The organism is Stenotrophomonas sp. 01N47, assembly GCF_056399165.1.
In genome coordinates this window covers 835,894-850,497 of the sequence record NZ_JBFTQU010000001.1, presented here as the reverse complement: position 1 = coordinate 850,497, position 14,604 = coordinate 835,894, and the positions used below count along the sequence as shown (strand labels likewise).

Annotated in this window: 10 protein-coding genes and 2 tRNA genes; 2 read left to right on the top strand and 10 right to left on the bottom strand. The window is 66.3% G+C overall.

What is annotated here, in order from left to right; translation table 11 throughout:
* Positions 1–165: 165 nt before the first annotated feature.
* From pgaD to AC1DKR_RS03880, 10 genes are all read right to left on the bottom strand, one after another.
* Positions 166–657 (bottom strand): poly-beta-1,6-N-acetyl-D-glucosamine biosynthesis protein PgaD, encoded by a 492-nt coding sequence (pgaD, locus tag AC1DKR_RS03925; RefSeq protein ID WP_478031180.1) that lies wholly within the window; start codon positions 655–657, stop codon positions 166–168.
* Entirely contained in the window at positions 654–1,901 is a 1,248-nt protein-coding gene (gene pgaC / locus AC1DKR_RS03920) for a poly-beta-1,6-N-acetyl-D-glucosamine synthase (RefSeq protein ID WP_189914630.1), read from the bottom strand. The genes pgaD and pgaC overlap by 4 nt, the downstream gene beginning before the upstream one ends.
* Positions 1,902–1,908: 7 nt before the next feature.
* The gene (gene pgaB / locus AC1DKR_RS03915; RefSeq protein ID WP_363732596.1) at positions 1,909–3,816 is read right to left on the bottom strand and encodes a poly-beta-1,6-N-acetyl-D-glucosamine N-deacetylase PgaB; all 1,908 of its coding nucleotides are present in this window, start codon (positions 3,814–3,816) and stop codon (positions 1,909–1,911) included.
* A 1-nt stretch (position 3,817) separates the two neighbouring features.
* A complete protein-coding gene (gene pgaA, locus AC1DKR_RS03910; protein ID WP_478031178.1) occupies positions 3,818–5,857 on the bottom strand; it encodes a poly-beta-1,6 N-acetyl-D-glucosamine export porin PgaA in 2,040 nt (679 codons plus the stop codon).
* A gap of 372 nt (positions 5,858–6,229) precedes the next feature.
* Complete coding sequence (locus AC1DKR_RS03905; protein WP_223495754.1) at positions 6,230–7,435, bottom strand: CynX/NimT family MFS transporter; 1,206 nt, start codon at positions 7,433–7,435, stop codon at positions 6,230–6,232.
* Between the two features lie 238 nt (positions 7,436–7,673).
* Positions 7,674–7,750, bottom strand: a tRNA-Pro gene (locus AC1DKR_RS03900).
* 138 nt (positions 7,751–7,888) lie between these two features.
* Positions 7,889–7,965: transfer RNA gene (locus AC1DKR_RS03895), tRNA-Pro, on the bottom strand.
* A 56-nt stretch (positions 7,966–8,021) separates the two neighbouring features.
* A complete protein-coding gene (cydX, locus tag AC1DKR_RS03890; RefSeq protein WP_025876452.1) occupies positions 8,022–8,135 on the bottom strand; it encodes a cytochrome bd-I oxidase subunit CydX in 114 nt (37 codons plus the stop codon).
* Between the two features lie 54 nt (positions 8,136–8,189).
* Positions 8,190–9,344: a cytochrome d ubiquinol oxidase subunit II gene (gene cydB / locus AC1DKR_RS03885; RefSeq protein ID WP_025876453.1), complete on the bottom strand. Its 1,155-nt coding sequence runs from the start codon at positions 9,342–9,344 to the stop codon at positions 8,190–8,192.
* Positions 9,345–9,359: 15 nt separating this feature from the next.
* On the bottom strand, positions 9,360–10,943 hold the full coding sequence (locus AC1DKR_RS03880; RefSeq protein WP_478031176.1) for a cytochrome ubiquinol oxidase subunit I: 1,584 nt from the start codon (positions 10,941–10,943) through the stop codon (positions 9,360–9,362).
* A 228-nt stretch (positions 10,944–11,171) separates the two neighbouring features.
* Here AC1DKR_RS03880 and cydD point away from each other — a divergent pair, with 228 nt between their 5' ends.
* Positions 11,172–12,917 (top strand): thiol reductant ABC exporter subunit CydD, encoded by a 1,746-nt coding sequence (gene cydD / locus AC1DKR_RS03875; protein WP_313249766.1) that lies wholly within the window; start codon positions 11,172–11,174, stop codon positions 12,915–12,917.
* Entirely contained in the window at positions 12,914–14,593 is a 1,680-nt protein-coding gene (gene cydC / locus AC1DKR_RS03870; protein WP_478031174.1) for a thiol reductant ABC exporter subunit CydC, read from the top strand. The genes cydD and cydC overlap by 4 nt, the downstream gene beginning before the upstream one ends.
* The last annotated feature ends 11 nt before the right edge of the window (positions 14,594–14,604 follow it).

Below are 14,604 nucleotides of genomic sequence, written 5' to 3'. Positions count from 1 at the left end.
GTGTCGGATTGCGGGGTGTCAGCCGCATGGATGCGGCTGCCAAGCCTACAAGGACGTACTTGCGGCGTCCCCGCAATCCGACACCGCCCCGCCTCCCACGGAATGCCAGCTGTTGCTGTTGCTTCGGCCTCTGCGGGTGCCGGGCGCCGCCCGGCCGAACCCTCGTTACCTCAACAGCTGCGCGGTCATGCCCAGCGGCCGTGCATGCTCATCCATGTGCAGGGTGATGGCCTTGGCACCGAACATCTGTTCGGCAAGCTGATCGCTGGCGCTCAGTGAATGGGCGATTTCCGCACGACTTGCGTCCTCGTGCGGGCCGCGCCGTTCCTTGCCGGCGAAGCGGTAGCGGTTGTACTCGGCCCAGGCGATCAGCAGCAGCGCACAGCACGCCAGGATCACCGGCAGGGCGATGATCACGAACGGGTCCAGATGCTGCTTGCGCTCGTACAGCTGCAGCCACGCCAGCTGCCCACCGAGCAACCAGGACACCAGCGTGAGCAGCGGTGCCCACAGGTAGAAGTAGAACCCCCAGAATGCCAGGGTCACAAAGCCCCAGGCAGTGCGCTGCAGGCGGGGCTGCTTGAGCGGTTTCTGGATCAGGCGCGAGTCGAAGCGGTTGGACGGCGTCCTGGCAGTCGTCTGGCGATGTGCGTTCATCGGATACCTCTGTCTGGGCTGACCCAGGTGGCACGCTTGCCACGCCGCCGGAGAAGGGTCTTCGGCAGCGCCACCAGCGTGGTGAACAGGCTGATCAACCAGTACGCCATCGGGTACCAGATGACCCAGAAATAGTTGCGGCCGATATGCGTTTCGTAACGCCTGTCGATGATCAGGCTGCTGGCGAACTGCAGCAGGCAGACCAGGGCCAGGATCACGCCATGCCATTGCGGCAGCAACGTGTCGATGTACAACGACGGCGGCATCGGGATGAACTTGCCCACTGCCCACAGCAGGATGATCACCAGCATGGTGTAGGCCCACAGCACGCTGAGGATGTATTCCAGCAGCACGCCCCACATCCGCCGCTTGCGCCAGCTGAACAACGATGAGCCGTGGCGCAGCAGGACTTCCACGCCGCCCTGTGCCCAGCGCAGTCGCTGCCGCCACAGGCCTTTCAGCGTTTCCGGCATCAGGATGAAGCACAGCGCATTGGGCTCGTAACGGATGTCCCAATGATCCAGCTGCAGCCGCCAGCTGATGTCGATGTCCTCGGTGACCATGTCATCGGCCCAGTAGCCGATGCGATGCAGGGCGGTGCGACGGAACGCGGCAATGACGCCGGACACGGTGAAGATGCGGCCGTACACGCGTTGGGCGCGCTTGATCATGCCGATGATCGAGGAGAACTCCGCCACCTGCAGGCGGCCGAGCAGGGTGGAGCGGTTGCGGATCCGCGGGTTGCCGGTTACCGCACCCACGCGTGGGCCGCTGGTCAGGTGCCAGACCATCCAGTGCATGGCGAACTCTTCCAGCATGGCATCGCCATCGATGCACACCAGGTACTCCGATCTCGCGGCCAGCGCGCCCATGCGCAACGCATTGGCCTTGCCCAGGTTGCGGTCCAGATGGACCACGCGCAAGCGCGGATGAAGCGCTGCAAGCGCGTCCAGGCGGGTGCCGGTGTCGTCGGTGCTGCCATCGTTGATGGCGATCACCTCGAAGTCCGGGTAGCGTTGGGCCAGTGCCGCGCCGAGGGTGTCGTCCAGGTTCGCCGATTCGTTGTGGCACGGGATCAGCAGGCTGGCGAACGGATACTCCGCCATCGGTGGTGGGTCGTTGCGCGGCCGCGACTTCCGCTCACGGCGGAAGAAGTAGTACAGGCCCCCGGACATCCAGAAGAACGCCATCACCATGGGGTAGAAGAAGGCGAACTGGAACATGGCGTTGAGCCACGGATTCATGTCCACGTCACTTCTCCGGATACGGGAAGTTGCGCGCGGACATCGCCGCGCGTGCATCCTGGGTCGACGGCTTGTCGGCGATGAAATCGTCCGGGTACCACGCGAAATGGCGCACGCCCTGTGCCTGCAGGCGGCGGATCTGCGCGCGCAGCTGTTCGCCGCTGATCGGCCGCTGCGTGCGCCAGTCCACGGTCTGCAGCTCGAACATCGTGTGCTTCAGCTCGGGGTCGTGCGCACGCACGGCCACCACCAGCTTGTCCAGCCAACGCTGCGGGCGGCGGCTGCCTTCCATCCATGGCATCGCCATCAGCGCGGTGCGGTCGTAGGCCTTGTTGAACAGGTCCAGGCGCTGGGCGAACCACGCCGCGCTCTGCGGCTCCAGCACCGGCTGCGCGTACAGGTTGCGCACGGTGCCCAGCTTGGGGCGCCAGCGTTGTGCGCTGTCACGCAGTTCCAGCGTGAAATCAATCAGCGCCTGGGTGCGGCCGCCGTCGCTGCCTTCCTGCGGCAGCTGGGCAAGTTCGGTATCGCGCACGTAGCCGTCATCGTGGAACAGCAGGCCTTCGAAATACGAATTGATCGCCAGGTCTTCGTAGATGTCCTTGATGATCTGTCGTGCCTGCGGCTTGGTGAAATCCAGGCGGTACATGCCATCGCGTTCCGGGCTCTGGATGCCCAGCGCCGCACGCTGCGCGGCGTCGGGCAGTTCATAGCCCAGCACCGGCAACCACGCATACACCTTCACCCCGGCACGGGTTTTCAGCTGCCAGGCGACGCGGTTGAACAGGTCCGCGCGCATCGGCAGGTGGCGGTTCGGGAAGTACAGGGCATCGGCGGTGTTATTGCCGTCCGGATCGGCGAAGGCCTGCAGGTAGACATGGGTCGGGCCGATCCGCTTCACCCGCTCGATCAGCGCATCCAGGTTGCGCGCCTGCTGTGCAGGGTCACTGTCGTAGACCGAGTCCATATCGATCTGCAGTGCACGGGTGCCGTCCAGATTGACGTTGCGGCGCAGCTCGAAGGCCAGCGAGGTGATGTTCGGATTGCTGGTCACCAGCAGGCGTGCCAGGCCATGCAGGTCAGCCGTCACCGGCGTGCTGCGACCTTCCAGGTCGAAGGACACTGGCATGCCCAGCTGCTCGGCGATGTCGTTGCTCAACTGGTTGTAGGCGGCATACGGCCAGACGATCGCTTTCGGGCGTACACCCAGTTCCTTCTCGATGCGCTGCACGCTGCGGCCGAGATCGTCGCGCAGGCGCTTCTCGTACTCCTGCGCGCTTTCATAGCGCTGCGCCTTGGGGTCGTAGATGCGGGTGATCACCGCCGGGGTCTGGTTGCCCTGCGGGTTGGACTGCACGCCGTGGTGCAGGTTGTCGGTATGGCTGGCCAGTTCGATCAGGCCGCTGGCCTGCATCTCGCGCAGCTGGTCCCAGGTCAGGAAGTCGTCACGGCCGAAGGGACGGTAGCCGTAGTCGATGGTGCGTCCCGGTGCCATGTCCACGTAGTCGGTGATCACCGCCACCAGCGCCGGATAGTTGTACGCGCGCAGCAGGGGATAGACGCGGCTGTACACGCTGCGCAGGCCGTCGTCGAAGGTCAGCAGCACCGGCCGCGGCGGCAGCGTTGCTTCGCCGCGCGAGGCCTTGATCAGCTGTGACAGCGACACCGGGTGATAGCCATGCGCGGACAGCCAGTCCAGGTGTGCGGCGAAGTTCTGCGTGCTGACCGCGTAGGCGTCGCCGTCGGATTTTTCCAGCACATCATCGCGCACGTCGTGGTAGCTGAGCACAAGCAGGCCGTTGTCGGCCGCGTCCAGTTCCGCGGCCGAGCTGGTGCGCTGGGCGGCGGCGGGCAGGGCGAGGGCCAGCAGCGCCAGCAGCAGTACGGTCGTCAGGTTGCGAAGCATCCGTTCCATCTCATTCTCCCCAGCGCAGCGCGGCATCGAAGCCGATATGTCGTTCTCGTTGGCCGTCGTAGACCGGCCGCGACCAACTCACGCCGTACTCGAGGATCCGCCCTTGATCGAACTGCCATTCGTGGCGATAGGCCACGGTCGGAATGATTGAACTGCCAAAGCCTTCCTGCCAGTAGTTGCCCACCGACATCGTCAGGCGATGGCGGAAGTGGCGCTCGTAATGGCGCCACAGCTGCTGGTCGATGCGCAGGCCTACTTCCACCGAGCGATCCCGCGAGGGGTTGAAGTAGGGCGCATCGTCGCGGCTGCCACGGCTGGTGTAGACGCTGCCCAGGCCATCGATCAACAGGCGCGGGCGGGTCAACAGCCGTTGTTCGATCGCACTGTTCAGCGTATCGCGGCGGTTGCCATCGTCGTAACGGAACTGGCTGCCACCGAAGCTCCAGTGGGTGCGCTCGTTGCGCGTGTAGTCCACTGCAACCGCAACGCTGTCGGCGGTGATGCCGGCCACGCGTGCCTGCATCGAGGCTTCCGGGTCATTGCGGGCAGCGGTTACGCCGGCGTGCCAGCGATCATTGAACTGCCAGCCGAAGCCGCCGCGCAGGCCGGTGTCGCCGATGCTGTCGTTGGGGCGCATCACCGCCGCCTCGGCATCGAGGCGGTCGAAGCGGTAGCGCACGCCGGCACCGATCCACAGCGGATCGATGTCCTGGTCCTGGAAGCTGACCGAACGGCGGTCGGCGAAGGCAAACAGGCGCCAGCGGTCGTTGAGAACCGGCGAGGCCACTTCCACGCCGTAGTGCAGGTCGTCGTTGCCCAGCGGCGAGGTGCCGCCACCGCCGGAACTGCGGCCACCCTCGACCTTGGCCAGCAGCTGCCAGCCGCGATGGGCGCGCCAGTCGCGGTCCATGCGCTGCACCGCCGGCTGGCTTGGATAGCGAGCCAGCAGGTCGTCATGCAGCGGCCGCGCCAGGTCGTCGCGTTGCAGCTGCACGTAGGATTCGTACATGCCCAGGCGCGGCGCGATGTCACGCGGGTCCAGGGTATAGGCCATCTGGTGGCGCTCAAGTGCCCGCCGTGGCCAGCCGCGCAGCTGGTAGACGCTGCCCAGTGAAGTCTGCAGGCTGCCATTGCCCGGGCCGACCTCGACCAGGGCTTCCAGTTCGCGCTGGGCCGTGGGCAGGTCGCCGCTGTAGGCCCGCACCATCCCCAGGTTCAGGTCGGCCTCGTAGCGCGCCCAGTTCTGGAAGGGGGTCTTGCCGCCGCCCCAGCGCCAGGCCGGTTCGTCCTTCTGCCAGGCCTGCAGGTAGCCCACCGCCTTCTCCGCCTGCTCGGTTTCCAGATAGGCATAGGCCAGCTCCGAGCGTGACTCGAAGCGTGAGGGATCGTTCTTTGCGGCGGCCTCCAGCAAGGGAATGGCCTCTTCCGGGTTCTGGGTGGCCATCAGCGAGTCGCCTACGGCTGGCAGCACGTAATCAGGCAGTGCATGGCCTTCGCGCTGCAGCGCCCGCGCCTCGTCGCGCACCTGCGCGTGGCGGGCCAGGCGGTTGAGCAGGATCAGCCGGTCCATGCGGATCCGCAGCGGCGCTTGCGCCAGCGCGGTGCCATCGCGCTCGACGTACTGCTCCATTTCCGCCAGCGAAGCCTCGGCCTCGTCCAGCCGGGTGTCTTCGCTTTCCCCGTAGGCCAGGCTCCAGTTGACCAGTTTGGCCACGTAGTTGGCCTCCAGCCGCGCTCTCTGGTCCTGGTCGAACAGGTTGGGCCGGGCCTGGTAAAGCCTCCAGGCACGATGGGCGTTGCCGATGTCGCCCAGGGTCAGTACCTGCAGCTTGTACAGCAGGTCGTCGTTGGGCTCGCGCAGCTGCGCCCGCTCGATCGCCGCCAGCGCATCGACCCAGCGTGCCTGGTCACGGTAGTGCCCGATCTCGGCGAGCCGGTCGGCGCGCGTTATCACGGTGGGCGGCGGGGCCGCATCGGCCCAGTACGCCAGAGTGGCGCAGGCCAGACCGACGCACAGCGCCAGTGGACGGTGAACAACCATGAGACCCCCTAAGCATCCATTGCTGAACGATGTGCTGAAAAGTGTGACGCACATCACATGCCAACTATAGCTGACGCTCTGCCAAAGCGCCTACTTCCTATCCGTACCTTGTTGACGGAGAGTCCTTGGATGACCGGCCAGCCCTGTCGCAACGCGTTGTCGCGCATACACTTTCCGCTGTCCACTGGAACGGCACGGGGCAGCCTGAGGCCGCCCTGTGGGGGCGCACCACGCTGGCAGGGCCGGTTCTGGACACGAAACGGGTCAGCTTTGGACACGCTACGTCACCCGCTGCGGTGGCGGTGTGTAGATCGCGGTAGTGGGGTGTGTGGGTCCAGCTTCACGGCGGCGGGCGTCAGCCCGCCGGTCCGGTCACCACAGGTCTTCCAGCTTGCGCGGCTTGCAGGCCACCCACGAGGCGCACAGCATCAGCAGCGCGCAGCCGAACAGGAAGGCGAAGGGCAGGGTCCAGCCCTCGCTGACGGTGTGCAGCCAACCGACCAGGAACGGGCCCAGGCAGCTGAAGCTGTAGCCCACGCCCTGCATGAAGCCGGACAGGGCCGCCGAACCGGTGGGGGTGCGCGTGCGCAGATTGATCAGGGTCAGCGCCAGCGGGAACGTGGACGGCCCGACGCCCAGCAGGCAGGCCCACAGCAACGGCGCCTTCATCGGGGCGAACAGCAGGCCGGCGAAAGCGATGACGAAGGCCGAGAAGCCGATCAGCACCAGTGGGAAGGGATTCTGCAGGCGTACCGCCAGCGATGGGATCACCAGCGATGGCAGCAGGCCCAGTGCCGAAAACACCGCGACCATCACCCCGCCGAAGGCAGGCGTGGCGCCGGCTTCGACCACGATGCGCGGCAGCCAGGTGAACATCGAATAGGTCATCAGCGAGGTCATGCCGAACATCAGCGTCATGCTCCAGCCCAACGACGTACGCCAGACCCTGCCGTGCGGCTGCGCGGTGGGATCGTTGCTGTCCAGCACCGGTTTCGGTGCGCGGCGCGCCAGCAACAGCCATGGCAGCGTGGCGGCCAGCGCCAGCAGCGCCCACATGCCCAGCGACACCCGCCAGCCTGCGGCGTTGGCCACCGGCACCGCCAGCAGCGCCGGCATCATCGTGCCCAGCTGCAGCACGCTGATGTACAACGTGCTCATGGTGCCGACCTTGTTGGCGAAGTAGCGCTTCACCAGCGGCGGCACCACCACGTTGCCGATACCCATGCCCGCCAGTGCGATCACCGAGCCCAGCAGCAGGGTGCCGACATTGCCGGCGCTGGAGCGCAGCAGCAAACCGGTGGCGGCCATCAGCATGGCCAGCAGGGTGGTGCGCTCAAGGCCGAGACGTCTTGCCAGCGCCGGGGTGGCGACGCCGAACAGTGCGAACGAAGCGGTCGGCAGCATGCCCAGCACGCCGGTCATGGTGGTGCCGAAGCCGAACTGCTGGCCCAGCACGTCCAGCAGCGGGGTGATCGAAGTGACGGCAGTACGCAGGTTGACCGCTGCCAGCAGGATTGCGGCGAACGCCAGCAGGCGACCGTGCAACAACGATGGCGAAGGGGAGGTGGGGGACGTCATGCGGTGTTCCTTGCAGGTGGCGCACGCCGCGCAGGTGGCGTGCAGCGCCCGCACCGGACGGGGCCGGTGTGGCAGGTGGGGGAGTTGCGGCCATTGTACGTGGCCGGCCGCGTCGGGTCCTCGACCCCGCTCCGTTGCGTACGTGGCTGATGGCAGCGCAGCCGGCTGTCCCGGATTCCGGATACAAAAAAACCCGGAGGACACTGATGTCTTCCAGGCTTCTTGGTGACCACCGAAGTGGTCGGGGAGACAGGATTCGAACCTGCGACCTCTACGTCCCGAACGTAGCGCTCTACCAGACTGAGCTACACCCCGAAGGGAGCCGCCTATTCTAGCCATTTCCCCCGATGGCGGCAAGGGGGAGGGCCGTTCTGCTTCGCTGCCGTGGCAGCGACTCCTGCGGGAACAAAAAAGCCTGGAAGACTTCACCAGGCTTCAATGCGACCACCGAAGTGGTCGGGGAGACAGGATTCGAACCTGCGACCTCTACGTCCCGAACGTAGCGCTCTACCAGACTGAGCTACACCCCGAAGGAGCCGCCAAGAATACGGTGTGAAGGCCGTATCGGCAACCCTTTTTTACAGTTTCAACGCACTTCCTTGTCGGCGCGGGCGCTTTCGCGCGCTTCGAACCACATCCCGTTGAGGATGGCCACGACCGAAGCCAGGCCGGCGCCGAGAATCCAAGCGAAATACCACATGGTCAATCTCCTGTGTGCGAGGGGTGTGCCGACCCTGGGCCGGCACACGGGCAATCAGTACGCGTTGGGGTTGTCGTCCATGTCCTCGACCGTCGTCTTGCCCTTCAGCACGCGGTACACCCAGGTGGTGTAGGCGAGGATGATCGGCAGGAAGATGGCCGTGGCCAGCAGCATGACCCACAGCGTGAGGTGGCTGGACGAACTGTCCCAGACGGTCAGGCTGGAAGTGGGCTGGCTGGAGGACGGCAGCAGGAACGGGAAGATCGCAAAGCCGACGGTGAGGATGATGCCGGCAATGGACGCGCCCGAGGCGATGAAGGCCAGGCCGCCACGACGCGCGCGCAGCAGCACCGCGCTGGCAAGCGCACCCAGCAGGCCCAGCACCGGGAACACCAGCGTTGCCGGCATGCTGCTGTAGTTGCGCAGCCAGCCACCTGCGGCGGACCCCAGTTCGGCGGTCTTCAGCAGCGGATTGGTCGGCCCGTCGGTCACCACCTGCGAGGTGATCTGGTAGCCCGGCAGGCCGAAGGCCACCCAGGCGCCGGCAGCGGCGAACAGCACGAAGCTGATGATGGCGGCGATGCTGCCGTAGCGCGCTGCACGTTCGGCCACCGGGCCGTCGGTCTTGAGCACCAGCATGGCCGCACCGTGCGACACCAGCATGGCCACGCTGATCAGGCCGGCGATGAGCGCGAACGGCGTGAGCAGGCCGAAGAACGAACCGGTGTAGGTCACGCGCAGTGTGTCATCGAAGTGGAACGGCACACCCAGCAGCACGTTGCCCACGGCGACGCCGGCAATCAGGCCCGGCAGCAGGCCACCGACGAACAGCACGCGGTCCCAGTTGTCGCGCCAGCGCTTGGACGGCAGCTTGCTGCGGTACTTGAAGCCGACCGGGCGCAGGATCAGCCCGAACAGCATCGCAAACACCGCCAGGTAGAAGCCGGAGAAGCTGACCGCATACAGCGGCGGCCATGCGGCGAAGATCGCGCCGCCACCCAGCACCAACCAGACCTGGTTGCCTTCCCAGACCGGGCCGACGGTGTTGATCACCAGCCGGCGTTCTTCATCGGTCTTTGCCACGAACGGCAGCAGCGTGCCGACGCCAAGGTCGAAACCATCCATGACGGCCCAGCCGACCAGCAGGATGCCGAGCAGCAGCCACCAGATCACGCGGAGCGTGGTGTAATCAAGTGCAATGAATTCCATCTGGATTCTCCTGCCTCAGGCCTGGCCGGGGGCAACGGCATTGGGGGAAACAGGGCGGATGTCGGCCTGCAGCGTCGGCAGGATGTCATCAGGACCCTTGCGGACCGCCTTCAGCATCAGCTTGATTTCGATGATCAGCAGCACCGTGTACAGGCTGGTGAACACCGCCAGCGTGGTCAGGATTTCATGCAATGCCAGGCCCGAAGCCGCATAGAAGGTGGGCAGCACGCCGTCCACTGCCCACGGTTGGCGACCGTACTCGGCCACGAACCACCCGCATTCGATCGCGATCCACGGCGCCGGCAGGCTCCACACGGCCAGCTTCAGGAACCAGCGCTTGTCCTGGAAGTTGTTGCGGCACGAGTAGTAGAAGGCCAGCGCGAAGAAGGCGATCAGGTAGAAGCCCAACCCGGCCATGATGCGGAAGGTCCAGAACAGCGGCGCCACGCGCGGCACGGTATCCATCGCCGCCTTGGAGATTTCCTCCGGCGTCGCGTTGAGGATGTCCTCGCGGTAACGCTTCAGCAGCAGGCCATGGCCGAGGTCCTGCCAATGGCGATCGAACATTTCACGCGCTGCAAGATCGTTCTTGTCCTTCTTCACCCGTTCCAGTGCGCCATAGGCGATCTGGCCACCGCGGATGCGGTGCTCGGCACGCTCCACCAGTTCCAGGATGCCCGGAATCGGCTGGTCCAGCGAACGGGTGGCGATCAGGCCCATCAGGTATGGAATCTTGATTGCGTAGTCGTTGGTGTGGGTGTCCTGGTTGGGAATGCCGAAGGCGGTGAAGTCGGCCGGCGCACGCTCGGTCTCCCACATCGCTTCGATCGCCGCCAGCTTCATCTTCTGGTGCTCGCTGGCGGCATAGCCGCTCTCGTCACCCAGCACCACCACCGACAGCGAGGACAGCAGGCCGAAGGCCGCGGCCACCGCGAACGAACGGCGGGCCATGTCCCTGTGCTTGTTGCGCAGCAGGTACAGGGCGCTGATGGACATCACGAAGATCGCACCGGTCACGTAACCGGCACTGACGGTGTGCACGAACTTGGCCTGCGCCACCGGGTTCAGCAGCACCGCGGCGAAGTCGACCACTTCCATGCGCATGGTTTCCGGGTTGAACACCGCACCGGTCGGGTTCTGCATCCAGCCGTTGGCGATCAGGATCCACACCGCCGACAGGTTGGTGCCCAGCGCCATCAGCCAGGTCACGGTGAGGTGCTTGACCGGGCTCAGGCGCTTCCAGCCGAAGAAGAACAGGCCGATGAAGGTCGCTTCCAGGAAGAACGCCATCAGGCCTTCGATGGCCAACGGCGCACCGAAGATGTCACCCACGTAGTGGCTGTAGTACGACCAGTTCATGCCGAACTGGAACTCCATCACCAGGCCGGTGGCCACGCCGATGGCGAAGTTGATGCCGAACAGGGTGCCCCAGAACAGGGTCATCTGCCGCCAGACCTGCTTGCGGGTCATGACGTACACGCTTTCCATGATGGCCACCATGAAGGACAGGCCAAGCGTGAGCGGTACGAATAGGAAGTGGTACATCGCGGTCAGAGCGAATTGCAGCCGCGACAGTTCTACGACTGTCTGATCAATCATGGCCTGGCTACCTCGTTGGATAGTGCCGTTGCAGGTGGCGGGAAGGGTGGTCTACGGGGTGAATGATGTGACCGACTACTTCAAACAGCCTTGATCCAGATCAATGTATGAACAGGTATTCAGGAGGATCGTATGCCAACCCGATGAAGACTGCGACCGCCGGCCGCAGGGGAAGGCTGTTGCCTGCGCCTACAATGCCGTCCATCCCCCTGCTGCCTGTGAAGAGCCTTGAGCGCTGCCGAACCGACCGCTGACGCCCCTGATCGGGATGACGAATCGACCCGCCTGCGGCGTGTGCGTACCGCCTGGCTGGCCGATCTGGCCCGTGCCGCGAAGGGGCGGCAGCGGCTGGCGTCGCTGTGCATCAGCGTGTCCGGTGCGCTGTTGATCGCTCAAGCTGCCGCCATCGCCTGGCTGGTGCAGCAGGTGCTGGTCGAGCGCGTGCCGCTGGCCCAGGGCCTGCCGGTGCTGGCCGCGTTGGCGGTGATCCTTGTCGTGCGCACCCTGCTGGGCAGTGCCACCCAGGCTGCGGCGGGTGACGTTGCCGATGCCGCACGCCTGTCCCTGCGCGAGCGTGTCTTCGCGCGTCTGCTCGGGCACGGCCCATTGTGGCTGCGGCAGCGCCGTACCGGTGAACTGGGCGAGTTGATGCTGCATCACGGCGATGCGATCGAGAACTACTACAGTGGTTTCCTGCCGGTGCGCACCGAAGTGGTGGTGGTGCCGTTGTTGATCCTGGCTGCTGTGGCCTGGGTGGATTGGGTAGTTGCACTGATCCTGCTGTTCACTGCGCCACTGGTGCCGTTTTTCATGATGCTGGTGGGCTGGGGCGCCGAAGCCGCCGGGCGCGCGCAGCTGGGCGAGCTGGCGCGGATGAGTGGGCACTTCGCCGATCGCATCAAAGGCCTGGGCCTGCTGCGCCTGTATGGCCGTGGGGAGGCCGAGCTGGCCGGCATCGAGGCTGCGGCAGAAGGTGTGCGCGTGCGCACGATGAAGGTGCTGCGCATCGCTTTCCTGTCGTCCACCGTGCTGGAATTCTTTGCCTCGGTCAGCGTGGCGATGGTTGCGTTGTATCTGGGCCTGAGTTATCTGGGCCTGATGTCGCTGCATGCGTCTGTGCCGACGCTGGGGGCGGGCTTGTTCTGCCTGCTGCTGGCACCGGAGTTCTACGCACCGTTGCGGCGCCTGGCCGCGCACTATCACGACCGTGCCAATGCACTGGCCGCCGCCGCCGAGGTGGAGCGTCTGCTGCAGGTGCTGCCGGAAGACGAGACAACTACAATCGATGGCAGTGTGCCGCTGGCACCGGAGCCAGCCGAGGCCGCCCTGCCGCCACTGCAGGCGCACGGTCTGGTATTGCGTCCGTTGGGCGCTGCCCACGATGTGCTGCAGAATCTGGACCTGCAGCTGGAACCGGGCCAGCGTCTGGCCCTGGTCGGCCCCAGTGGCAGCGGCAAGAGCACGTTGCTGGAGGCGCTTGCCGGTTGGCTGCCGCCGCGTGCCGGCCGGGTGCAGCTGCGGCCGGGGCTGCAGGTGGCCTATGCCAGCCAGCGTCCCTATCTGTTCCACGGCACCATCGCCGAGAACCTGCGACTGGCCGATCCCGGTGCCAGCGACGCGCGCCTGCGCGCCGTTGCCGAAGCCGCCCAGGTGCTGCAGTTCGCACAGCGCCTGCCGCAGGGGCTGGATACGCTGATCGGCGAGCGCGGCTTTGGCCTGTCCGGTGGCGAAGCACGTCGCATCGGCCTGGCGCGCCTGCTGCTGCGCGATCCGCAGGTGCTGCTGCTGGATGAGCCGACCGCGTTTCTCGATGCCGAAACCGAAGCAGCGCTGCTGCGCAGCCTGGCCGCCTATGCGCGCGGACGCAGCGTGGTGGTGGCCACCCACAGCCCGGCGGTGATCGCCTGGGCCGACCGCTGCCTGCTGTTGCCCGAAGGGCGCCTGGTTGAGCCGGCGCAGGCGGTACGCGCATGAGCCGCTCTGCCGATTCGCTGCGCACGGTATTCCTGCGTCATCGCCCGCGCCTGCTGCTGGCAGTGCTGCTGCTGTGGACCACGATGCTGGCCGGCACCGCACTGCTGGGCCTATCCGGTGCCTTCCTCACTGCTGCAGCGCTGGCCGGTGCAGCGGGCCTTGGCCAGGGCTTCAACTTCTTCACTCCGTCGGCCGGCATCCGCGGCCTGACCATGGCGCGCATCGCATCGCGCTACTTCGAAAAACTGGTGGGGCATGACGCCACCCTGCGCATCGCCCGCGACCTGCGCGTGTGGTTCTTCCGTCGCGCGCTGCCACTGGCCCCGGCACGGCTGGGTGCGACCCGCACCGGCGATCTACTGGCGCGGCTGCTGGGTGACATCGGTGAAATCGATGGCCTGCTGGTGCGTGCCATCGGCCCGCTGCTGGCGCTGGGCGCGTTGACGTTGGTGGGCGTGGGCTCGGCAGCGTTGATCCTGCCATCGGCAGCGGTGCTGCTGGCGGTACTGGCGTTGCTGATCGGCATCGGCGTGCCGTGGCTGGGCGTGAGGGGACATGACAGTGAAGAGGCCGACCGAGCCGCACATCGTGCGGCGTTGCGCACGGCCGCATTCGAGGGGCTGGAAGGGGCGGCTGATCTGGCCGCGCTCAACGCTGGCAATGCCTGGCAGTTGAAGGTGCGGGTGGCGGCCAAGCAGGTGGCCTCGCGCGATCGTCGTCGACGCCTGCGGCTGATCGCTGCATCAACGCTGCATGGTGTGCTGGCCGGGCTCGGTCTGGTAGCGATGCTGGCGCTGGCGCTGCATGCGGCCGAACAACAGCGCATCGCGCCGGAAATGGCCGCCGGGCTGGTGTTCCTGACCGTGGCGATGATCGAACTGTGGGCGGGCATGGGCCTGGCCTGGCAGTCGCTGCAATCGGGCCGCATTGCGGCCGCGCGCCTGCAGGGCATCGTCGAGCAGGCACCTTCGGTGCAGGAGCCGGTGTCGCCGCAGCCGCTGGCGCCGGCGGCGACCGTGCATTGGGACGATGTGCACTTCCAGTGGCCGGGCGCCGCACGGCCGGTGCTGCGTGGCCTGCAGCTGACGCTGGCACCGGGCGAGCGCATCGCCATCCGTGGCGACAGCGGCAGCGGCAAGACCACCTTGTCGAGCCTGCTGCTGCGCCTGTGGGATCCGCAGCAAGGGCGGTTGACCTACGGTGGCCAGGACCTGCGTGATGTCGCCCAGGCCGATTGGCACCGGCACCTTGCGTGGCTGCCGCAGAACGCGCCGGTGTTTGCCGGCAGCGTGGCCGCGAACCTGCGGCTGGGCGATCCCGAGGCCAGCGACGAGGCGTTGTGGGCGGTGCTGCAACGGGTACGGCTGGGTGAATGGGCCGAGCGCAACGGCGGCCTGCAGGCGTGGGTGGGCGAGAACGGCGCAACGATGTCGGCCGGCCAAGCGCGGCGTCTGGCGCTGGCGCGCGCGCTGCTGCGCAATGCACCGATCCTGCTGGTGGATGAGCCCACCGAAGGCCTGGACGTGGATACCGCGCGCGCACTGCTGCAGGACCTGCCGGCACTGCTGGAAGGGCGCAGCCTGCTGATGATCACCCACGATGACCTGCCCGCGGGTGTGGTGGATGTGCAGTACCGGTTGGTGGACGGGGTGCTGGTCCGCGAACCGCTTCGGTAGATGCCGACCTT

Excerpts from the sequence above, each read along its gene's own strand:
- pgaD (WP_478031180.1), bottom strand. The coding sequence starts at position 657 with ATGAACGCACATCGCCAGACGACTGCCAGGACGCCGTCCAACCGCTTC.
- pgaC (WP_189914630.1), bottom strand. The coding sequence starts at position 1,901 with ATGAATCCGTGGCTCAACGCCATGTTCCAGTTCGCCTTCTTCTACCCC.
- pgaB (WP_363732596.1), bottom strand. The coding sequence starts at position 3,816 with ATGGAACGGATGCTTCGCAACCTGACGACCGTACTGCTGCTGGCGCTG.
- pgaA (WP_478031178.1), bottom strand. The coding sequence starts at position 5,857 with ATGGTTGTTCACCGTCCACTGGCGCTGTGCGTCGGTCTGGCCTGCGCC.
- AC1DKR_RS03905 (WP_223495754.1), bottom strand. The coding sequence starts at position 7,435 with ATGACGTCCCCCACCTCCCCTTCGCCATCGTTGTTGCACGGTCGCCTG.
- cydX (WP_025876452.1), bottom strand. The coding sequence starts at position 8,135 with ATGTGGTATTTCGCTTGGATTCTCGGCGCCGGCCTGGCTTCGGTCGTG.
- cydB (WP_025876453.1), bottom strand. The coding sequence starts at position 9,344 with ATGGAATTCATTGCACTTGATTACACCACGCTCCGCGTGATCTGGTGG.
- AC1DKR_RS03880 (WP_478031176.1), bottom strand. The coding sequence starts at position 10,943 with ATGATTGATCAGACAGTCGTAGAACTGTCGCGGCTGCAATTCGCTCTG.
- cydC (WP_478031174.1), top strand. The coding sequence starts at position 12,914 with ATGAGCCGCTCTGCCGATTCGCTGCGCACGGTATTCCTGCGTCATCGC.